The organism is Candidatus Skiveiella danica (assembly GCF_022705245.1).
Lineage (GTDB): Bacteria > Pseudomonadota > Gammaproteobacteria > Burkholderiales > Burkholderiaceae_C > Skiveiella > Skiveiella danica.
This window is the reverse complement of the sequence record NZ_JAKJEW010000029.1, coordinates 13,730-33,745: the sequence shown is the minus strand read 5'-3', so window position 1 is coordinate 33,745 and position 20,016 is coordinate 13,730. Positions and strand designations below refer to the sequence as shown.

At 64.2% G+C, this 20,016-nt stretch carries 22 protein-coding genes and 1 riboswitch; of the genes, 12 read left to right on the top strand and 10 right to left on the bottom strand.

Features of this window, described 5'->3' with window-relative positions; translation table 11 throughout:
* The first annotated feature begins 108 nt into the window (after positions 1 to 108).
* Positions 109 to 1,071, top strand: a complete 963-nt coding sequence (locus tag ACMUOY_RS15585) for a Bug family tripartite tricarboxylate transporter substrate binding protein (RefSeq protein WP_413893654.1) — start codon at positions 109 to 111, stop codon at positions 1,069 to 1,071.
* Between the two features lie 5 nt (positions 1,072 to 1,076).
* Here the strand turns inward: ACMUOY_RS15585 and ACMUOY_RS15580 are convergent, their stop codons facing one another.
* Both ACMUOY_RS15580 and ACMUOY_RS15575 read right to left on the bottom strand, forming a co-directional pair.
* Entirely contained in the window at positions 1,077 to 1,877 is an 801-nt protein-coding gene (locus ACMUOY_RS15580; protein ID WP_413893653.1) for an HAD-IIB family hydrolase, read from the bottom strand.
* A gap of 8 nt (positions 1,878 to 1,885) precedes the next feature.
* The gene (locus ACMUOY_RS15575; RefSeq protein WP_413893652.1) at positions 1,886 to 3,514 is read right to left on the bottom strand and encodes a peptide chain release factor 3; all 1,629 of its coding nucleotides are present in this window, start codon (positions 3,512 to 3,514) and stop codon (positions 1,886 to 1,888) included.
* A gap of 142 nt (positions 3,515 to 3,656) precedes the next feature.
* Positions 3,657 to 3,737, top strand: a riboswitch (S-adenosyl-L-homocysteine riboswitch).
* 66 nt (positions 3,738 to 3,803) lie between these two features.
* Here ACMUOY_RS15575 and ahcY point away from each other — a divergent pair.
* From ahcY to ACMUOY_RS15545, 6 genes are all read left to right on the top strand, one after another.
* Entirely contained in the window at positions 3,804 to 5,240 is a 1,437-nt protein-coding gene (gene ahcY, locus ACMUOY_RS15570; protein WP_413893651.1) for an adenosylhomocysteinase, read from the top strand.
* Between the two features lie 5 nt (positions 5,241 to 5,245).
* Positions 5,246 to 6,040, top strand: a complete 795-nt coding sequence (locus ACMUOY_RS15565) for a TlyA family RNA methyltransferase (protein ID WP_413893650.1) — start codon at positions 5,246 to 5,248, stop codon at positions 6,038 to 6,040.
* Positions 6,041 to 6,057: 17 nt separating this feature from the next.
* Positions 6,058 to 6,939 carry a methylenetetrahydrofolate reductase gene (gene metF / locus ACMUOY_RS15560; protein WP_413893649.1) on the top strand — a complete coding sequence of 294 codons (882 nt, stop codon included), beginning with the start codon at positions 6,058 to 6,060 and terminating at the stop codon, positions 6,937 to 6,939.
* The gene (locus tag ACMUOY_RS15555; RefSeq protein WP_413893648.1) at positions 6,936 to 7,484 is read left to right on the top strand and encodes a septal ring lytic transglycosylase RlpA family protein; all 549 of its coding nucleotides are present in this window, start codon (positions 6,936 to 6,938) and stop codon (positions 7,482 to 7,484) included. The genes metF and ACMUOY_RS15555 overlap by 4 nt, the downstream gene beginning before the upstream one ends.
* A gap of 73 nt (positions 7,485 to 7,557) precedes the next feature.
* Positions 7,558 to 8,835, top strand: a complete 1,278-nt coding sequence (locus ACMUOY_RS15550) for an O-acetylhomoserine aminocarboxypropyltransferase/cysteine synthase family protein (protein ID WP_413893647.1) — start codon at positions 7,558 to 7,560, stop codon at positions 8,833 to 8,835.
* A gap of 198 nt (positions 8,836 to 9,033) precedes the next feature.
* Positions 9,034 to 9,642 carry an OmpW/AlkL family protein gene (locus ACMUOY_RS15545; protein WP_413893646.1) on the top strand — a complete coding sequence of 203 codons (609 nt, stop codon included), beginning with the start codon at positions 9,034 to 9,036 and terminating at the stop codon, positions 9,640 to 9,642.
* 94 nt (positions 9,643 to 9,736) lie between these two features.
* Here ACMUOY_RS15545 and paaE read toward each other — a convergent pair whose 3' ends face one another.
* The 6 genes from paaE to ACMUOY_RS15515 all read right to left on the bottom strand — a co-directional run bounded on the left by paaE (position 9,737) and on the right by ACMUOY_RS15515 (position 14,657).
* Positions 9,737 to 10,840 (bottom strand): 1,2-phenylacetyl-CoA epoxidase subunit PaaE, encoded by a 1,104-nt coding sequence (gene paaE / locus ACMUOY_RS15540; protein WP_413893645.1) that lies wholly within the window; start codon positions 10,838 to 10,840, stop codon positions 9,737 to 9,739.
* 38 nt (positions 10,841 to 10,878) lie between these two features.
* A complete protein-coding gene (gene paaD, locus ACMUOY_RS15535; RefSeq protein WP_413893644.1) occupies positions 10,879 to 11,415 on the bottom strand; it encodes a 1,2-phenylacetyl-CoA epoxidase subunit PaaD in 537 nt (178 codons plus the stop codon).
* Positions 11,416 to 11,433: 18 nt separating this feature from the next.
* On the bottom strand, positions 11,434 to 12,237 hold the full coding sequence (paaC, locus tag ACMUOY_RS15530) for a 1,2-phenylacetyl-CoA epoxidase subunit PaaC (protein ID WP_413893643.1): 804 nt from the start codon (positions 12,235 to 12,237) through the stop codon (positions 11,434 to 11,436).
* Positions 12,237 to 12,551, bottom strand: a complete 315-nt coding sequence (gene paaB / locus ACMUOY_RS15525) for a 1,2-phenylacetyl-CoA epoxidase subunit PaaB (RefSeq protein ID WP_413893642.1) — start codon at positions 12,549 to 12,551, stop codon at positions 12,237 to 12,239. The genes paaC and paaB overlap by 1 nt, the downstream gene beginning before the upstream one ends.
* On the bottom strand, positions 12,548 to 13,579 hold the full coding sequence (gene paaA, locus ACMUOY_RS15520; protein WP_413893641.1) for a 1,2-phenylacetyl-CoA epoxidase subunit PaaA: 1,032 nt from the start codon (positions 13,577 to 13,579) through the stop codon (positions 12,548 to 12,550). Before paaA ends, paaB begins: the two co-directional genes overlap by 4 nt.
* Positions 13,580 to 13,688: 109 nt before the next feature.
* Positions 13,689 to 14,657 carry a 23S rRNA (adenine(2030)-N(6))-methyltransferase RlmJ gene (locus ACMUOY_RS15515; protein WP_413893640.1) on the bottom strand — a complete coding sequence of 323 codons (969 nt, stop codon included), beginning with the start codon at positions 14,655 to 14,657 and terminating at the stop codon, positions 13,689 to 13,691.
* Between the two features lie 238 nt (positions 14,658 to 14,895).
* Between ACMUOY_RS15515 and rplM the strand changes: the two genes are divergently transcribed.
* The 5 genes from rplM to erpA all read left to right on the top strand — a co-directional run bounded on the left by rplM (position 14,896) and on the right by erpA (position 17,392).
* The gene (gene rplM / locus ACMUOY_RS15510) at positions 14,896 to 15,324 is read left to right on the top strand and encodes a 50S ribosomal protein L13 (RefSeq protein WP_413893639.1); all 429 of its coding nucleotides are present in this window, start codon (positions 14,896 to 14,898) and stop codon (positions 15,322 to 15,324) included.
* A gap of 11 nt (positions 15,325 to 15,335) precedes the next feature.
* A complete protein-coding gene (gene rpsI, locus ACMUOY_RS15505; RefSeq protein ID WP_413893638.1) occupies positions 15,336 to 15,728 on the top strand; it encodes a 30S ribosomal protein S9 in 393 nt (130 codons plus the stop codon).
* A gap of 94 nt (positions 15,729 to 15,822) precedes the next feature.
* Positions 15,823 to 16,530, top strand: a complete 708-nt coding sequence (locus ACMUOY_RS15500; RefSeq protein ID WP_413893637.1) for a DUF6776 family protein — start codon at positions 15,823 to 15,825, stop codon at positions 16,528 to 16,530.
* 43 nt (positions 16,531 to 16,573) lie between these two features.
* A complete protein-coding gene (locus ACMUOY_RS15495) occupies positions 16,574 to 16,969 on the top strand; it encodes a bactofilin family protein (protein ID WP_413893636.1) in 396 nt (131 codons plus the stop codon).
* A gap of 57 nt (positions 16,970 to 17,026) precedes the next feature.
* Positions 17,027 to 17,392: an iron-sulfur cluster insertion protein ErpA gene (gene erpA / locus ACMUOY_RS15490; protein WP_087495111.1), complete on the top strand. Its 366-nt coding sequence runs from the start codon at positions 17,027 to 17,029 to the stop codon at positions 17,390 to 17,392.
* A 28-nt stretch (positions 17,393 to 17,420) separates the two neighbouring features.
* Here the strand turns inward: erpA and ACMUOY_RS15485 are convergent, their stop codons facing one another.
* Both ACMUOY_RS15485 and ACMUOY_RS15480 read right to left on the bottom strand, forming a co-directional pair.
* Positions 17,421 to 18,539: an anhydro-N-acetylmuramic acid kinase gene (locus ACMUOY_RS15485; RefSeq protein WP_413893635.1), complete on the bottom strand. Its 1,119-nt coding sequence runs from the start codon at positions 18,537 to 18,539 to the stop codon at positions 17,421 to 17,423.
* A gap of 22 nt (positions 18,540 to 18,561) precedes the next feature.
* On the bottom strand, positions 18,562 to 19,905 hold the full coding sequence (locus tag ACMUOY_RS15480; protein ID WP_413893634.1) for a peptidoglycan DD-metalloendopeptidase family protein: 1,344 nt from the start codon (positions 19,903 to 19,905) through the stop codon (positions 18,562 to 18,564).
* Between the last annotated feature and the right edge of the window lie 111 nt (positions 19,906 to 20,016).

The following is a 20,016-nucleotide window of genomic DNA, read 5'->3' as shown; positions in this document are numbered from 1 at the left end:
TCCGGGGCTGGAACCTGGGTGACAGTGTGTCAGGGCTTTCCAGATGGCTTTCGGGGCCGGGTTCCGGTTGAATGGGGTACACGACAGCCATTCGATCAGGAGAACCCCATGAAACGCCGCCATATTGTCCAACTCGCCGCCGCCACGCTGGTCGGACCCGCCCTCACGGCCCGCGCACAGGCCTTCCCGGCCAAGCCGATCAAGCTGATCATTGCCTTTCCCGCCGGTGGGCCGACCGACATCACCATGCGTTCGCTGGCCGACAACGCCAGCAAGATCCTGGGTCAGCCGGTGATCGTGGAGAACAAGCCTGGCGCCGGCGGCACACTGCCGGCGCAGGCCCTGCAGTCCGCCCCGGCGGACGGCTACACCGTCGCCCAGATACCACTGGGCGTGTTCCGCCTGCCCTACACCACCAAGATCAACTGGGACCCGGTGAAGGACATCACCTATGTGCTCAATGTCACCGGCTACGCCTTCGGCCTCGTCGTGCCCGCCGATTCGCAACTCAAGACTTGGACGCATTTCGTCGCCTGGGCCAAGGCCAACCCGGGCAAGCTGACTTACGGCTCCACGGGCACCATGACCAGCCCGCACTTGACCATGGAGCTGATCGCGCAGAAGCTGAACCTGGAATTGCTGCATGTGCCCTACAAGGGCAGCGCCGACCTGATGCAGTCCATCCTGGGCGGCAACATCATGGCCGCGGCCGATTCCACCGGCTTCGCGCCGCAGGTGGAGGCTGGCAAGCTGCGCGTGCTGAACACCTGGGGCGCCGAGCGCCTGGCCAAGTTCCCCGACGCGCCCACGCTCAAGGAGCTGGGCCTGGACCTGGTGCAGAACTCGCCGTTCGGCATTGGCGCCCCCAAGGGCACACCGCCGGCCGTCGTGAAACGCCTGCATGATGCCTTCAAGCAGGCCATGGAACAGGAAAGCTACATCACCGCACTCAAGCGCTATGACATGGTGCCCATGTACATGAGCAGCGCGCAGTACCAGAAGTTCGCGCAGGAGACGTTTGTGAAGGAAAAGGCGCTGGTCGAGAAGCTCGGGCTGGCCAAGCCGCAGTAGTCGAGTCAGCGCTGGCGAGCGGTCAGCAAGGCTTGCGCCACCTCGGCAAATCCGGCGCCGCCGCGCGACGGCGCGACGTAGCTGGGGAAATGAAGCATCCGGCCTGCAAACGCCGCCACATTGGCGACGCCGGCCGCATGCGGCAGGTAGGCAAACATCGGGGCGTCATTCGGCGAATCCCCGACGAACATGCACTTTTCTCGCTCCCGCGACAGCTCCAGGCCGTAACGCTCGCGCATGAGCAGATGCGCCATGCTGAGCTTGTCGTACTGGCCGAACCAGCCGTTGACGTGGATGGAACTGACCTTCGCTGTCATGCCGGCCGCTTCCATCAGAGCGACGATCCGATCCACGTCGGCATCCGCAAGGGCGGGGACGTCTTCACAGAAATCGATGGCCAGGTCGTACAGGCGGCAGAACTGGTCAGACGCCACGGCACAGCCAGGCACCTCGCGCAGGATGGTGTCGCGCACGGCCGCGAGCCGTTCGGTATTGGTCTGGCGGGCCACCGTGTCCAGCAGATGGCGGCACTGGAGCTTGCGTTCGACCGGATCGTGCCAGTAGTAGAAGGCGCCGTTTTCCCCGATGACCGCGTCAACCGGCCACATGCGGGCGATGTGGTCGCACCACCCCGCTGGGCGCCCCGTGATGAGGATGACGCGCAGGCCGGCGCGGCGCAAGGTGTCCAGCGCCACGTAGGCTTGTGGCACGAGCTGGCCATCGGTGGTCAGCGTGTCGTCGATGTCGCTGAACACCGTGTGCATGCCGGCAGCCACGGTGCGGGGGAGTTCGTTCAACGCACGCATGGTGTGGCTCAGGCCGCGCTGCCCAGCGCCAGCCCGGCGTGCTCCCGAAGCGGGTGGAAATGGATCTTCGGGAAGCGCTCCTGTGCCAGCCGCACGTCGTAGGGGCTGGTGCAGAGGTAGGCCAGGGTGTTGGCGGCGTCCAGCGCCAGGCGTTGCGGGTAGGCGTTGGTGAACTCCCGCAGCTCGGCGGGCGTGTCGGCGGTGATCCAGCGCGCGCCGGTGTACTGGCAGCCTTCCAGGCGCACGTCGCAGTCGTATTCGCTCTTCAGGCGGTGTTGCACCACCTCGAACTGCAGCTGGCCCACCGCGCCCAGCAGCATGGGGCCGCCGACTTCGGGCTTGAAAACCTGGATCGCGCCTTCCTCGCCGAGCTGCTCCAGCCCGGTCTGCAGCTGCTTGGTGCGCAGCGGGTTCTTCAGGATCACGGTCATGAACAGCTCGGGCGCGAAGAAGGGCAGGCCGGTGAACTGCAGGCTGGCGCCGTCGGTGATGGTGTCGCCGAGCTGCACGCCGCCATGGGTCGTGAAGCCGATGATGTCGCCGGCGTAGGCCTCCTCGACGGCCTCACGGCGCTGCGACATGAAGGTGACCACAGACGTCGGCCGCAGCTCCTTGGCGGAGCGCTGCACCTTGAGCTTCATGCCCGGCATGTACTTGCCCGAGGCCACGCGCACAAAAGCGATGCGGTCGCGGTGGTTGGCGTCCATGTTGGCCTGCACCTTGAACACCACGCCGGAGAAGCCTTCGTCGTCGGGCAACACGGTTTTTTCCACCGGCTGCTTGTTGACGACCAGCGCGCTCTTGCGCGGGCCGGGCGACGGCGCCAGATCCACCAGCGCGTCCAGCACCTCCATGACCCCGAAGTTGTTCACGCCGGAGCCGAAGAACACCGGCGTCTGCTTGCCGGCCAGGAAGGCCTCGCGGTCGAAGGCCGGCGAGGCGCCGGTGGCCAGTTCCATGCTCTCCATGGCAGTTTCCCAGTCGTGGCCGAAGCGGGCCTTCAGGGAGGACGGGTCGGCCAGCGGCACGGTTTCGAAGTCTTGCGGGCGGCGTTCGCTGCCGGATTCGAACACCGTCATGGCCTGGGTGCGAAGGTTCACGATGCCACCGAAGGTCTTGCCTTGTCCCACCGGCCAGGTCATGGGCACGCAGGGCATGCCGAGTTCGCGCTCCACCTCGTCCAGGATGTCCAGAGGGTCGCGCACCTCGCGGTCCATCTTGTTGACAAAGGTGATGATGGGCGTGTCGCGCTGGCGGCAGACTTCGATCAGCCGGCGGGTCTGCGCTTCCACGCCGTTGGCCGCGTCGATCACCATCAGCGCCGAATCGACGGCGGTCAGCACGCGGTAGGTGTCCTCGCTGAAGTCCTTGTGGCCGGGGGTGTCGAGCAGGTTGATGACGTGCTCGCGGTACAGCATCTGCATCACCGACGAGGCCACCGAAATACCGCGCTGCTTCTCGATCTCCATCCAGTCGCTGGTGGCGTGGCGGCTGGCCTTGCGCGCCTTCACGCTGCCGGCGATCTGGATCGCACCGGAGAACAGCAGCAGCTTCTCGGTCAGCGTGGTCTTGCCGGCGTCGGGGTGGGAAATGATGGCAAAGGTGCGGCGGCGCCGGGTTTCGGAGGCGTAGGACACAGGAATTCCAGAACGTGAGGGTGGGGGCGGGCGCGCCCCGGCGGACAAGCGGCCGGACCGGCGAGCGCGAGTTCAGCGGCAGCCGGCCGGAGCGCGGATTTTACCGGCGAGCGGGGATTTGCCGCCTGCTTCTATAATCCATCGTTCCGAGGAGCGTTGCAGCGTCCCCTTTTGTGCGGGGCGTGAGGCTCGGAACCCATTCATGCAACGACGCTCATCCACTGAAGTGTGCGGTGAGCCTGTCTTTTCCCCCTCAGTGGCTTTTTCTGAACGTGCTTTGGAGCCCACCATGAACGCCCGACTCGATACCCCTGTCTTTTCCGATTGCGCCATTGCCGACCTGTCGCTTGCCGACTGGGGCCGCAAGGAAATCCGCATCGCCGAAACCGAAATGCCCGGCCTGATGGCCATCCGCGAGGAATTTGCTGCGAAGCAGCCGCTCAAGGGCGCGCGCATCACCGGCAGCCTGCACATGACGATCCAGACCGCGGTGCTGATCGAGACGCTGCAGGCGCTGGGCGCCCAGGTGCGCTGGGCCAGCTGCAACATCTACTCCACGCAGGACCATGCCGCCGCCGCCATTGCCGCCAGCGGCACGCCGGTGTTCGCCGTCAAGGGCGAGACGCTGGCCGACTATTGGGACTACACCCACCGCATCTTCGACTTCGGTGCGGCCGGCAGCGAGGGCGAAGGCCCGAACATGATCCTGGACGACGGCGGCGACGCCACGCTGCTGATGCACCTGGGCAAGCGTGCCGAGAAGGATGCGTCGCTGGTCGCGGGCGACGGCCATAGCGAGGAAGAGCGCATCCTGTTCGCGTCCATTCGCGCCAAGCTGGCCGTCGACCCGACCTGGTACAGCCGCAAGGCCGCCCAGATCATCGGGGTGACCGAGGAAACGACGACCGGCGTGCACCGCCTGAAGGAAATGTCGGCCAAGGGCTCGCTGCTGTTCCGCGCCATCAACGTGAACGACTCGGTGACCAAGAGCAAGTTCGACAACCTCTACGGCTGCCGCGAATCGCTGGTGGACGGCATCAAGCGCGCCACCGACGTGATGATCGCCGGCAAGGTGGCCTGTGTGGCCGGCTATGGCGACGTGGGCAAGGGTTCGGCCCAGGCGCTGCGGGCGCTCTCGGCGCAGGTCTGGGTGACCGAGATCGACCCGATCAACGCGCTGCAGGCGGCCATGGAAGGCTATCGCGTGGTCACCATGGACTACGCGGCCGCCCATGCGGACATCTTCGTCACCGCCACCGGCAACAAGGGGGTCATCACCCGTGCCCACATGGCGGCGATGAAAGACCAGGCCATTGTCTGCAACATCGGCCACTTCGACAACGAGATCGAAGTGGAGGCGCTGGCCGATTGCCAGTGGGAAGAGATCAAGCCGCAGGTGGACCACGTGATCTTCCCGGACGGCAAGAAGATCATCCTGCTGGCCAAGGGCCGGCTGGTGAACCTGGGCTGTGGCACCGGGCACCCGAGCTTCGTCATGTCGTCGAGCTTCGCCAACCAGACGATTGCGCAGATCGAGCTGTTCACCCACAGCGATTACTACGAAATCGGCAAGGTCTACGTGTTGCCCAAGCACCTGGACGAGAAGGTCGCCCGGCTGCACCTGAAGAAGGTCGGCGCGATGCTGACCGAGCTGTCGGACGAGCAGGCCGCCTACATCGGTGTGCCCAAGCAGGGCCCGTACAAGCCCGACACCTACCGTTATTGAGCCGCATGCGCATCGACCAGCTTCTGGGCGAACGCGGCCTGGCCACTTCGCGCTCGCAGGCCCAGCGGCTGATTGCCGCTGGCGTGCAGTGGCGGCTCGATGCCGGCTCGCCCTGGAAGCGTATCGCCAAGAACGGCGACGAGGTGCCCGGTGACGCGCAGATCGAGCTGCTGGACACGGCAGAGGCGCGCTATGTGTCACGGGGCGGGCTCAAGCTCGAAGGGGCGCTCAAATCCACCGGGCTTCAGGTGGCTGGTTTGCGCTGCATGGACATCGGCCAGTCCACCGGGGGGTTCACCGACTGCCTGTTGCAGCATGGGGCTGCCCACGTGGTCGGCGTCGACGTCGGCTCGAATCAGGTGCATCCGAACATCCGCGCTGACGAACGAGTGACCTGCATTGAAGGCGTCAATGCGCGCGAACTGGATGCTTCTGATTTGATCGCTGATGACGAGCAGTCGACGCTGGGAGAGGCTGGTTCTGAGCCAGAATTCGACTTCGTGACCGGTGATCTGTCGTTCATTTCATTGACCCTGGTGCTGCCGGCACTGGTGCCATTCCTGAAGACGGGTGGCAACCTGCTGGCGCTGGTCAAACCGCAATTCGAGCTGCAGCCAGGTCAGGTGGGCAAGGGCGGCATCGTGCGCGATCCCGCGCTGTACGCGGTGGTCGAGCGGCGCATTCGTGACGCCTGCGAGTCGCTCGGGTTGACGGTGGCCGGCTGGTTTGACAGCCCGATCGCCGGCGGCGACGGCAACCGCGAGTTTTTTGTCTGGGCCCGCAAGCGGTCCGATGAATGAATGGAAGGAGGCACGATATGGCCATGAGCGAAGCCGGGATGCCCCAGGGCGAGAAGGACACCACCGGGGTGCGTCTGCCTCTGAGTTTTGAATTTTTCCCACCCAAGACACCCGAAGGCGTGGAAAAGCTGCGCGGCGTGCGCCAGAAGTTGTACGCGCTGTCGCCGCAGTTCTGTTCGGTCACCTATGGTGCGGGAGGCTCCACGCAGGAAGGCACTTTTTCCGCGGTGGGCGCCATCCTGGCCGAGGGTGTGGCCGCGGCCTCGCATTTCTCCTGCGTGGGCGCCACCCGCACTTCGGTGCGCGAGCAATTGCAAACCCTCAAAGGCATGGGCGTGAAGCGCCTGGTGGCCTTGCGTGGCGACCTGCCCAGCGGCTATGGCGCGGGCGGCGAATTTGCCTACGCCAGCGACCTGGTGGCTTTCATCCGCGCTGAAACCGGAGGCGACTTTCACATCGAGGTGGCGGCCTATCCGGAGATCCATCCGCAGTCGCGCTCCGCCGAGGCGGACCTGCGGGCGTACGCCACCAAGGTACGGGCCGGTGCGAACTCTGCGATCACCCAGTACTTTTACAACGCCGATGCGTATGTCCGCTTCGTGGACGAGGCGGCCCGCATGGGCGTAGACGCGCCGGTGGTTCCCGGCATCATGCCGATCATCAGCTCCACCCAGCTCATGCGTTTTTCAGACGCCTGCGGCGCCGAGATCCCGCGCTGGATCCGTCTGCGGCTGCAGGGTTTCGGCGACGACACCGCGTCGATCCGTGCGTTCGGGCTGGATGTGGTCACCGCGCTGTGCGAGCAGCTGGTGCGCGCCGGTGCACCGGGCCTGCATTTCTACACCATGAACCAGAGCGCCGCGACGACAGAGATCGTCAGGCGGCTGGGCCTGGCATGAGCACGACGATGCATGCGGGGCTCAAGCGGGTGGGCCGCGGCGCTGCGACCGGCCTGCTGGCGAGCCTGGCCGCACTTTTTGTGGCTGGGCCGTCATTTGCGGACATCCATCTCCCCACCGCTTGGGCTCAGGGCGATACGGAAGCTTCGTCGATCTATTCGCTCGACACGGTCTTGTCGGTTCCGGATGCAGAGGAGGATGTGGCCGGTCAGACCGATGGGCCCTCTGCGTCGGGACCTGGGCTGAGCGAGGGCGTGGAAATCGCCCGCGGCGCGGCATCCTGGTACGGTGGCCGGTTTCACGGCCGGCGTACCGCCAGCGGAGAGCGCTTCGACATGTATGCGCTGACCGCGGCGCACCCGACACTGCCGTTCGGCACGCGCATCAAGGTGCGCCGCCTCGATACCGGGCAGGAGATCGAGGTCCGTATCAACGATCGCGGCCCGCATGCGCGCGGGCGCATCCTCGACCTCAGCCGCGGGGCCGCCCAGGCCCTGGGCGTGCTGCAGGCCGGGGAATCGAACGTGGCGCTGGTGCGGCCCTGAGCGCGCACGCCGCATCGCGGCCTGTGCTGCCGCACAATCCCTGGCTGCCTTTTCGTCGATCACAGGAGACTTCATGAGAATCGAAACCATTGCCGTTCACGGCGGCTACAGCCCCGATCCCACCACCAAGGCCGTCGCAGTCCCGATCTACCAGACGGTGGCCTATGCCTTCGACAACACCCAGCACGGCGCCGACCTATTTGACCTGAAGGTACCGGGCAACATCTACAGCCGCATCATGAACCCGACCAACGGCGTGCTCGAAGCGCGACTGGCGGCGATGGAAGGCGGCATCGGCGCACTGGCGGTGGCATCCGGCATGGCCGCCATCGCCTATGCGATCCAGACAATCGCCGAGGCGGGGGACAACATCGTTTCAGCATCCACGCTGTACGGCGGAACCTATAACCTGTTTGCCCATACCTTTCCACAGATGGGCATCACGGTGCGTTTTGCCGATCCGCGCGACCCGGCCGCTTTTGCCGCGCTGATCGACGAGCGCACCAAGGCGGTCTACTGCGAATCCGTGGGCAATCCGCTGGGCAACGTGACCGATATCGGCGCCCTCGCGGCCGTGGCCCATGCAGCCGGGGTGCCGCTGATCGTGGACAACACGGTCACCAGCCCGTACCTGTGCCGTCCGTTCGAGCATGGCGCCGACATCGTGGTGCATTCGCTCACCAAGTACCTGGGCGGCCACGGCACCAGCATCGGCGGTGCGATTGTCGACAGCGGCAAGTTTCCCTGGTCCGAACACAAAGCCCGCTTCAAACGACTGAATGAGCCCGACGTGAGCTACCACGGCGTGGTCTATACCGAAGCGCTGGGCCCGGCAGCCTACATTGGGCGCGCACGCGTTGTTCCCCTCCGCAACATGGGAGCGGCGCTCTCTCCCATGAATGCGTTTCAGATCCTGCAGGGTGTCGAGACCCTCGCGCTGCGCATGGACCGCATCTGCGAAAACGCCGTCAAGGTGGCGAGTCACCTGACGAATCATCCCAAAGTGGGCTGGGTCAATTACGCCGGCTTGCCAGACCACAAGGATCACGCCCTGGTGCAGAAATACATGGGCGGCCGTGCGTCGGGCATCATCAGTTTTGGGCTTAGGGCGGCCGACGCCATTGCCGCCGGTGCACATTTCCAGGATGCGCTTCAATTGTTCACCCGGCTCGTCAATATCGGTGATGCCAAGTCGCTGGCCTGTCACCCGGCCTCCACCACCCACCGCCAGCTCAATCCGGACGAACTCAAAAAAGCCGGTGTGAGCACGGACATGGTTCGTCTGTCGATCGGCATCGAGCATATCGACGACCTTCTGGCCGACCTCGATCAAGCCCTGGCGGCCGTCTGAGACGGTCATGCGGGCACGCGGCTTTGTCGCGGGCTCGCAACGAAGCCGCTGTGGCGGTTTGATCTGGCTCAAACTGTTGTGTCGGCGGGCGATGAGCCGGCGAGTGTTTGATTTTTGTCAAACGAGCGGCGGGTGGTCCAAATTCCAATTGCGTCCGGGGATTTCCCGGGCCTAATTTTTGAAGATTGGATGCTGATCGTGAAGAAACATATCATTGCCGCCGCCGTGCTCTGCACCCTTGCCTCTGGCGCTGCTCTTGCGCAACAGGCACAGAAGACCGAAGGTCCCTGGATGGTGCGTGCGCGTGCTGTGTACGTTGACACCTACAACAGCACGTCCGGCGTCGCAACCGCGCTGGATCTGAACGTGGACAGCAAGTGGATTCCTGAGGTTGACATCAGCTACTTCTTCAACAAGAACGTGGCAGCTGAGTTGATCCTGACCTGGCCCCAAAAAATGACGGTGAATGCCGGCAACACGTCGATCGGTTCGATCAAGGTCTTGCCGCCGACGCTCCTGTTGCAGTACCACTTCGACGGCCTGCCGGTGAAGCCTTATGTCGGCGCGGGTATCAATTACACGAATTTCTCCGGTGTCAGCCTGCCAGCCGGTGTCACCATCAACAACAGCAGTTGGGGTGGCGCCTTGCAGGCTGGCGTGGACATTCCGCTCAAGGACAACATGTACCTCAACCTGGATCTGAAGAAGGTCTGGATGGGGACCGACGTCTATGTCGGCGGTGTCAACTCGGGTAGCCTCAATGTGAACCCCTTGCTCCTGGGTGTTGGCTTGGGCTGGCGCTTCTGAGCCGGGACGCACTCGACATGAAAAAGCCCCGCAATGCGGGGCTTTTTTTGTGCCTGGCCTGAGACGTCAGGTTGCTGACCGGGCCTGGCGCGCTTCAGCGCTCGTCGTAGCTCACCACCAGACGCTCGCTGGTCGGTCGGGCCTGGCAACTGAGCACAAAACCTTTGTCGGTCTCCCAGGATTCCAGCGTGAAATTCCGGTCCATCTGCACGCCGCCTTGAAGGACCTTGGCGCGGCAGGTGCAGCACACGCCGCCGCGGCACGAATAGGGAAGGTCCAGGCCGGCTGCCAGGGCCACGTCAAGGACGTGCTGGTCGGGGTTCATCCGCATTTCGTGGGGCTTGCCATCCAGCACCACGGTGAGCGCGACCGAGCCCTCGGCAACCGGTGCGTGACTCTGCATGGCGGCCTTGCGTGCGTCGGGCGTCAGGCTCTCCAATGTGGGCGAGGTGAAGCGCTCGGTGTGCACACGTTCACGCGGCACACCTGCCTCGAGCAGCGCCGATTCCGTGGCCTCGATCATGGCCTCGGGTCCGCAGATGAAGACCTCGTCCATGCTACCGACCGGCAGCAGGGAGGCGATGATCGCGCGCACCTTGTCGCCGTCGATCCGCCCCTGCAGCAGGTCCACTTCCTGGGCCTGGCGCGACAGAATGTGGATCAGCGTCAGCCGATCCGGGTAGCGGTCCTTGAGATCCTGCAGAGCCTCGTTGAACATCACGCTGTCCATGCGCCGGTTGCCGTAGACCAGGGTGAACTTCGAGTTGGGCTGATCTTCCAGCGTGCTGGCCATGATGGAGAGGATCGGCGTGATGCCTGAACCGGCGGCAAAACCGACTCGGTGCAGCGCGCGGGGCCGCTTCGAAGTGAAGCGACCATCGGGCGGCATCACCGCCAGCGTATCGCCGGGCTTCAGCCGGGTCGCCGCCCAGTTCGAGAAGACGCCACCGTCCATCGGGCGAATGCCGATTTCCAGTTCCCCTTCCCTAGCGAGGTGGCTCTGGGCGCAACAGATCGAGTAGCTGCGCCGAACGTCCTGCCCATCGATCTGTGACCGCAGGGTGAGGAACTGCCCTGGCTGGAAGGCGAAGGTCTCGCGCAATGGCTCGGGAATGGCCAGCGCGATCGCGACGGAACCGGCGGCTTCGGGGTTGACGCGGGCGACGGAAAGTTCATGGAAACGGGGAGCTGCGGACATGTTGTTTCGCGCCGGATGCGCGTCTCCTTCCTGTCGGATCAATAGGGTTTGAAGTAGTCGAACGGTTCCATGCAATCGAGGCAGCGGTATTGCGCCTTGCAGGCTGTGGAGCCAAAGTGGGAAATCTCGGTGGTGCTGGATGAGCCGCATCGGGGGCAGGGCACATCCGTGGCCGAGGGCGACCTGCCCGCAAAGCGCACCACGGCTGAGCCGCCAGCGGGTGCATGGCTGGCACACTGCGGTGGCGCGATGCCGTAGGCGCGCAGTTTTTCGCGGGCCACCTCGCTCATCCAGTCGGTCGTCCAGGCGGGCGCAAGTTGCGTCACCACCCGCGCGGGCATGCCGGCGGCTGCGAGAGCGGCGCGCACGTCGTCCTCGATCTGGCCCATGGCCGGACACCCGCTGTACGTGGGCGTGATCACCACTTCGGTCACACCGTCCCCGCCTTGTCGCACCTCGCGCAGGATGCCCATCTCGCGCAGCGTGATCACCGGGATCTCCGGGTCGGTCAACGGATCCAACGCGGCCCAGACCTCGGCTTGCGTGGACGAATGCGAAGAGGCTGGGGTGTTCATCGCTGCAGGGCCGCCGGCTTACCAGGTGGCACCAGGGTGGGCGCGCGCCAGGCTCTGCATTTCCGCAAGGACGAACCCGAGGTGTTCCGAGTGCACACCTTGTTTGCCTTGGGTGATATAGCCGCCGGGGACCGGGCGAGTCAGCGTGGCCTCGGCCAGGGCGTCGTCCACCAGGGCGGTCCAGTCGGCGCGCAGTTCAGCCACATCCACGCCGGTGCCCGAAGCCTGGGCGGCCGTCTCGGCCGGGCTGGCGGTCCAGAACTCCGCCGTATAGGGGAACAGATGATCCAGCGCGGCCTGGGCGCGGGCATGGGATTCATCGGTGCCATCGCCGAATCGCACCAGCCAGTCGCGCGAGTGGCGCAGATGGTAGTGAACTTCCTTCAGCGACCGGGCAGCGATGGCGGCCAGTTGTGCATCGGGCGAAGCCTTCAGGCGTTCCCAAACCAGCACCATCAGGGCGCTGTAGAGGAAGTTGCGCACGATCGTCGTGGCGTAGTCGCGATCCGCGCGGGCCGGAGCGGCTAGGGGCGGGGTGTGTGGCAACTCCACCAGGGTGTAGTTGCGAAAATCGGGGACGTCGCGGAAGTACGCCAGGCTGTCCTCGGTCGCACCCTGGCCTCGCTGCTGGGCTGCGTACTGGTACAGCAACCGGGCCTGGCCAATCAGGTCCAGGCTGTTGTTGGCCATGGACAGGTCTTCCTCGATGATGGGGCCATGTCCGCACCATTCGGCGTTGCGCTGACCGAGGATCAGGGCATTGTCGGCCAGGTGCAGCAGGTAGTCCGTCGGTGCGGTGGATACGGCAGTGCTGGCGTCCATCACATGTGCCCCACTTCGTCCGGGATTTCGTAGAAGGTCGGGTGGCGGTAAATCTTGTCGGCCGCCGGATCGAAGAACTCCCCCTTGTCGCCAGGGTCGCTCGCCGCGATCGCGGCCGACGGCACCACCCAGATGCTCACGCCTTCCTGGCGGCGCGTGTAAACATCCCGCGCCATTTGAAGCGCATGCTGCGCGTCGCTGGCGTGCAGGCTGCCACAGTGCTTGTGCTCGAGGCCTTGCTTGCTGCGGACAAAGACTTCCCAAAGGGGCCATTCCTTCAGGGCGGGGGCGGTGCTTTTCTGATCGGCGCTCATGCGGCCTCCTGGATGCTGCGTTGCTGTTGTTTGCGGGCGTGGGCCAGCGCGGCGTCGCGCACCCACTGGCCGTCGTTGTGCGCCTTGACACGGGTCGCCAGGCGTTCCTTGTTGCACGGGCCATGGCCGTTGACGGTGGACCAGAACTCATCCCAGTCGATTTCGCCATAGTCCCAGTGCCCGCGAGCTTCGTTCCACTTCAGGTCGGGGTCTGGCAGGCTGACGCCCAGAACCTGTGCCTGCGGCACCGTGGCATCGATGAACTTCTGACGCAGGTCGTCGTTGGAAATGCGTTTGATGCCCCAGCGCATGCCTTGGGCGCTGTGGGGGCTGTCGCTGTCCGGCGGGCCGAACATGGCCAGGCATTTCCACCAGAAGCGGTTCACCGCGTCCTGAACCATGGCCTTTTGCGCGTCATTGCCCTTCATCATGACCAGCAAGGCCTCGTAGCCCTGCCGCTGATGGAACGATTCCTCCTTGCAGACCCGGATCATGGCGCGGGCGTAGGGTCCGTAGCTGCATCGGCACAAGGGGATCTGGTTCATGATCGCAGCGCCGTCGACCAACCAGCCGATCACGCCGACGTCGGCCCAGTTCAGCGTCGGGTAGTTGAAGATGGAGCTGTACTTGGCTTTGCCGCTGTGCAGCGCGTCGAGCATCTGTCCGCGGCTGGTGCCCAAGGTTTCGGCGGCCGAATACAGATACAGGCCGTGTCCGCCTTCGTCCTGCACCTTGGCGATCAGGATGGCCTTGCGCTTCAGGCTGGGTGCGCGGCTGATCCAGTTGCCCTCGGGCAGCATGCCGACGATTTCGCTGTGGGCGTGCTGGCTGATCTGCCGAACCAGCGTCTTGCGGTACGCGTCGGGCATCCAGTCCTTGGGCTCGATCTTCTCGTCGGCGTCCACCCGGGTATCAAACCGGGCCTGAAGCGCGATTTCGGCCTCGCTCGGCGGTCGTGCCACGGCCTTGAGCGTGCTTGTCTTCGGGTCGTCCGCGGCGTCCGGGACGTTGAAGGATTGCGTATACATGGCGGATCTCCTTCGCCTGCAACAGGGGCGAGGGAGGCAGTATATCAATTAACCGACCGATCGGTCGGTTAATTCGGGTTTGTCCTGATCCCGGGTTGGTCGGCTGAACTCAGCCGCCCGTTTCGAGCGAAGTGCCTTTGCCGGGGCCCCGACCCAGCGCCTTGAGCATGGTCGCCAGGGCCGGTTCCAGAGCCGCCTTCAACGTATGCGGCGGATTGATGAGAAACACGCCACTGGCGCGCAGTCCGTGGCGGCGCGGCTCGCCGGGAACAGCAAGTGCGGCAGGAGGTGTTTCGTCGGCACCAATGGCCAGTGTGGCGTGCAACCACGGGCGCTTGGCCTGATTGGCAAGCGTTTTGAGCCGGCGCGGAAGGTCGTGCGCCTCCGGACGGGGAATCACCGGGTACCAGACCATGTAGGTGCCCGTGGCGAAGCGCTTGAGGCAGTCCTGGATGCAGGCGCTCACCTGCGCATAGTCGGACTTCAGTTCGTAGCTGGGGTCGATCAGCACCAGCGCCCGGCGGTTCGGTGGCGGCAGGAAGGCCTTGAGGCCTTCGAAGCCGTCCTGGCGTGCCACGGCGATCTGCCTGCCCGCCTCGAGCTGTGCGACATTGGCGGCAAGCACCTTGCTGTCGGTGGGATGCAGTTCAAACAGCTTGAGCTTGTCCCGGGCTTCGGTGCGCAGCAGGCTGTGCATCACGAAGGGTGATCCGGGATAGACGCGCAGGCGTCCGTCGGGATTGAAGCCGGTGATGAGATCGAGATAGTCCTGGATCGCCGAGGTGTCAACTTTCATAGCGCTGTCAGACCGTTCGGTGCTGGGTCTGGCCGTTTTATTGCTGGCATCAGGGCTGGCAGGCCTCTGGTCCGTCATCAACTTGAAGATGCCGTCCCGGGCTTCCCCGCCGGTCTCGGAAAAGTCGCTGTCCAGACGGTAAAGGCCAGCGCCGGCATGGGTGTCGATCAGCGTCAAGCCGGCGTCTTTTTGCGTCAGGTACTGCAGTGTGGCGATCAGCGTGGTGTGCTTGAGTACGTCGGCGTGGTTGCCGGCATGGAAGGCGTGGCGGTAACTGAACATGGCGGCATGGTAACCCGTTGGCCTGTCGCGCGAAAGTCGATTTGCGCCAAGTGCTTGATTCTTCGTATAATCTCAGGCTTCGCAGCGATTTTGTGGCTCCGCGGCGAAGACCTCAGTATCGTCCTGATCCTAGCGATTGGGCCGTGTGCCGAGTGAACCCCACCTAAGAGATTCCCGCCAGAGGAACGCCGACCGTGGAAAAGAGCCCGCCAAACCCTCTGTTTATTAGAGTAATCTCATGTCAACTTTCAGCGCAAAACCCGCTGAGGTCGTGCACGAGTGGTTTGTGATTGACGCGACCGACAAGGTCCTCGGACGAGTAGCCAGCGAAGTTGCTCTCCGTTTGCGCGGCAAACACAAGGCCATTTACACGCCTCACGTCGATACCGGTGACTTCATCGTCATCATTAATGCAGCCCAGCTGCGCGTCACAGGGGCCAAATCCTTGGACAAGGTGTACTACCGCCATTCCGGTTACCCGGGCGGTATCACAGCCACGAACTTCCGCGACATGCAGGCCAAGCATCCTGGCCGCGCCCTGGAAAAGGCCGTCAAGGGCATGCTGCCCAAGGGCCCCCTGGGCTACGCCATGATCAAGAAGCTCAAGGTGTACGGTGGTGCCGAGCACCCGCACACCGCCCAGCAACCCAAAGTGTTGGAAATCTAAGGAGCCTTGAGATGATTGGTGAATGGAACAATGGAACCGGCCGTCGCAAGTCCAGCGTCGCCCGCGTTTTCCTGAAAAAAGGCACCGGCAAGATCACGGTCAATGGCAAGGATATTCAGGACTATTTCGGTCGTGAAACCTCGATCATGATTGCCAAGCAACCCCTGGTCTTGACCAACCATGTCGAAACCTTCGACATCCAGGTCAATGTCCACGGTGGCGGCGAATCCGGCCAGGCCGGCGCCACGCGCCACGGCATCACCCGCGCCCTGATCGACTACGAAGCCACGCTCAAGCCCGCGCTGAGCCAGGCCGGGTTCGTGACGCGTGACGCCCGTGAAGTCGAGCGCAAGAAGACCGGTCTGCACGGCGCCCGCCGCGCGAAGCAGTTCTCGAAGCGCTGATCCGCTTTTTGCTGCCACGACAAAGCCGCCCAGGTTGACACCTGGAGCGGCTTTTTCAGTTTTTGCGATACTGGCTCCCCTTTACCAAGGGATCATGCGTTTCAAGCTCCTTCGTCGACGGCTGACCATCAGCGCGCCCCGCGTCGCGGTGCGCAGCGCTTTGCCCTGGCCTCTGCGGTGGGCCGTGGCGGCCATCGTTTTCGGGTTCTGCGCCGCCATTGCCCTGTGGGCGTTCGAGTTCGGCAAGGGCATCGCGGGCCTCGACGCCGGGGCGCGGGAAGACCTGACGCGGCTGCGGCAGGAAGTGGGCCGGCTGCGAGATGAACGTGATCGTGCCCAGTCGGTTGCCAACACGGCGGGCAGTCTGCTGACTTCGGAGAAGGCCGCACAGGAGCAACTGGTGACACAGATCAAGGGACTGGAAGCCGAAAACAGGGAGTTGCGCGACAACCTCGGATTCTTCGAGAAACTGCTGCCGACCGCGGCCACAGACGGCGTGGTCATCCGGGGCCTTCAGGCGGAGCTGCTCGCGGGCTCACAACTGAAGTGGCAGGTTCTGATCATGCAGCCGGCGGCACGTGCGACGGAGTTCACAGGCCGCCTGGAGATCACGGTTGACGGACTGCAAAACGGCAAACCCTGGACCACCGTGCTGCCGGGAGGACTGCAGGCCCTTCAGCTGCGCCAGTACCGCAGGCTGGAAGGCTTGATCGATGTACCGGCGCAGACCGTGGTAAAAACCGTGACTGCCAAAGTCTTTGAGGGCAACAACATCCGCGCCGTGCAGACGTTCAAGTTCTAGTCCCGCGAAGGCCAGCCGAGTCCCGTCCTTACCGGAGTCCGCCATGTTTGGAAAAAAGAAACAGCCGCCCATCAAGAGCCTGGTCGCCCACGGCAGCCATATCGAAGGCCACTACATTTTTTCGGAGGGCTTGCGCGTCGACGGCGAGGTGGTGGGCGATATCCGCGCCAATCCCGATCGTCCCAGCATCCTGGTCATCTCGGAATCCGCCTCGGTCACCGGCGTCATCCAGGCCGATCACGTCATCATCAATGGACGGGTGGTCGGCCCGGTTCATGCCCATGAACTGCTGGAGCTCCAGCCGAAGGCGAATATCGAGGGCGATGTGAGCTACAAAGGGCTCGAGATGCACCAGGGCGCCCTGATTGCCGGCCGCCTGATCCCGCTGGTTGGCGCCGGGGAAAAGCCCACACTGCAACTGGCGGCAAACAACGACTGACGGTATTCCCGACGGATTTGCTGTAGTATTCCCTTCAACTTTTCAACGGAGCCACCCATGAGTGCCGTAGCCGAAAACATCCAGACTGAAATGCCTGCACCCATTCTGTTCACCGACAGCGCGGCGGCCAAAGTGGCCGACCTCATTGCCGAGGAGGGCAATCCCGACCTGAAACTGCGCGTGTTCGTGCAGGGAGGGGGCTGCTCCGGCTTTCAGTACGGATTTACCTTTGACGAGATCACAAACGAAGACGACACCACCATGACCAAGAATGGTGTGTCGCTTCTGATCGACGCAATGAGCTACCAGTACCTGGTTGGTGCTGAAATTGATTACAAGGAAGACCTGCAGGGTGCCCAGTTCGTGATCAAGAATCCGAACGCGACGACCACCTGCGGTTGTGGATCGTCGTTCTCGACCTGATCTGACGGGGTCACCAGCCGCTACCCTTCTAGCGGGGGTAGATGGCTCCCAGAACACGGGCACCGCGGGTGCCCGTGACACTTTTCAGACTACCGGTTTCGCGGTGCATCGCCTTGCGCGCCAGCCAGGCAAAGGCGGCGGCTTCCACCTGAAGCGGGGGCAATCCCTGCAGCGCCGATGAGGTTACCTTGACAGTGGGCAGGGCCGATTGCAGGCGTCGCATCAGCGTGGTGTTCAATGCACCACCGCCGCAGACGATCAGGGCCTGACTTGGCGCCGCATGGCGCTGCAAGTCGGCGGCGCAGGCTTGGGCCGTGAATTCGAGCAGTGTCGCCTGCACATCCGCGGGCGCCGCAGCGGCAAAGCCGACAAGCCTGCCTTGCAACCAGTCCGGATTGAACAGGTCGCGCCCCGTGCTCTTGGGCGGTGGTAGGTCCAGATAGGGTTCCGACAGCAGCGCGCGCAGCATCGGCTCGATGACCCGCCCGCTGGCCGCCCACAAGCCGTCCTGGTCAAACAACCGGCCGGTGTGCCGCTGGCACCAGTGATCCATGAGGGCGTTGCCCGGACCGCAGTCGAAGCCGATCACTCCCCCATCCGAGCCCAACACGCTGAGATTGGAGATGCCGCCGATGTTCAGAACGCACACAGTGGTCCCGGCTTGTGCGAAGACCTCGCGATGAAACAGCGGGACCAGCGGCGCGCCCTGCCCGCCGGCGGCGACGTCGCGGCTGCGGAAATCCGCCACCGCGTCGATGCCGGTCAGCTCAGCCAGCAGGGCCGGATTGTTCAGCTGCAGGGTGTACCCGGTACCGTCGAAGCACTGCGGCCGGTGACGGACTGTCTGCCCGTGCGAGCCGATGGCGGCCACTGCGCTGGCCCGCTGGCCGGTCTGCGCCAGCAGCATGCCCACCACACCGGCATAGATCCGCACCAGTCCGTTGGCGGCGAGTGCCGCGCGATGCAGTTCGTCGTTCCCGCTCGAATTGAGTGCCAGCAACTCGGCCCGAAGCTCGGCAGGAAAGGATTGGAAGGCGTGCGCTTCGACCTGTGGCCGTCCTGATTCAAAGGCCACCATCACGCCATCGACGCCGTCCAGCGACGTGCCGGACATCAGCCCGACATAGCGCTCGACGGCTCCAGGCAAGTGGAGGGTCCCGCTCGGGCAGTTACTGGGCGCTGGCTTGCCGCATCGAATCGGCGGCAGCCAGGTTCACGCGCTGGGCCAGCGCGGACTGGGCAAAGGCGGCCCGGGCGGCCTGCGAAACCGGGATGGACTCGCTTTGCTGGGCAATGGCCACCGGATCCTGGTGCTGACCGTTGACGCGGAACTCAAAATGCAGGTGCGGTCCGGTCGCCCAGCCCGTGGCGCCGACGGCACCGATCTGATCGCCCTGTCCCACTGACTGTCCCTTGCGAACGCCGATGCGGCTCAGATGGGCATAGACCGTGGTGTGCTGGTTGCGGTGCTTGATGTAGACCACGTTGCCAAAACCGCCCTGGTTGCCCGCGAACTCGACGACGCCGCCGCCCACGCTGCGAACCGGGGTTCCGACAGGGGCGCCATAGTCGACGCCGAGGTGGGCCCGCCACGTTTGCAGGATCGGGTGAAAGCGCATCTTGAAGCCGCTGGTGACTCTGGAGAATTCCATCGGTGACGCCAGATAGGCCCGCCGCAGGCTCTGGCCGTCCAGGTTGTAGTAGCCTCCCTTCTGTCCGGGTTCCTGGAACCACATGGCCTGATGGGTCTTGCCGGCGTTGACGAATTCGGTACTCAGCACACGGCCGGCTCGCAGCGGCTCACCGTCGGCCTCCAGCGTTTCGTAGACGATCGAGAAACGGTCACCTTTGCGCAGCGCGCGGTGAAAGTCGATGCTGCCCGAAAAGATCTCGGCAACCTGAGTTGCAATGGTGTCGGGGATGCGGGCCTCATCGGTGGCCGCAAACAGGGAGGACCGGATGCTGCCGCTGGCCAGTCGGGTCGAAGCGACCAGGGGGGCTGTCTCCAGCCGCGACACGAACCCCTTCGGGGTCTTCTCGATCACCATGCGATGAAAGTGGCTGTCGGTGTCGGCGTTGATCCAGCGTGTCTTCAATGACAGCAGTTCCTCGCGATCATTGGCCTCGATGGTCACGTTGCGCCCGGCGCGCCCCAGCAGCGCCTGGCGGGCGGTCGCGTCACTTCGCACGAACGCGGCTGCCAAGGGGTCGACCAGGCCCAGGCGGCGCAACAGCGCCTCGGGCGTGTCATTGGTTCGGGTCGTCTCGCTGCGAAACAGCTTGAAACTGTGGACGTCCAAGGCCTCCGCCTGAGCCTGTAGCGGCAGAGGTTGCACTGCCTCCAGCACCTGCCGAACGGGGATCTGGCTGGCGTCGGGCGCCAGCGACGCAACGGCAAAGGCCCCACCTCCGCCGCCCAGCAGCAGGGCAGCAATGGCGGCGGTCAGTCGTTTGGGGTGGCGTTGAACAAGGTCGGCAAGAGCAACGGCGGTCGAAATCAGGCTTTGTTTCAAGGCAGGTCTTCCCAACAGGACGGCAAGGTATCCGACGGGAACCGTCTGGACGGTCCCTGGATGTATCATTTTGGCAACAGTTAGGCCCTAGAATTCACGGGGCACAAGGCG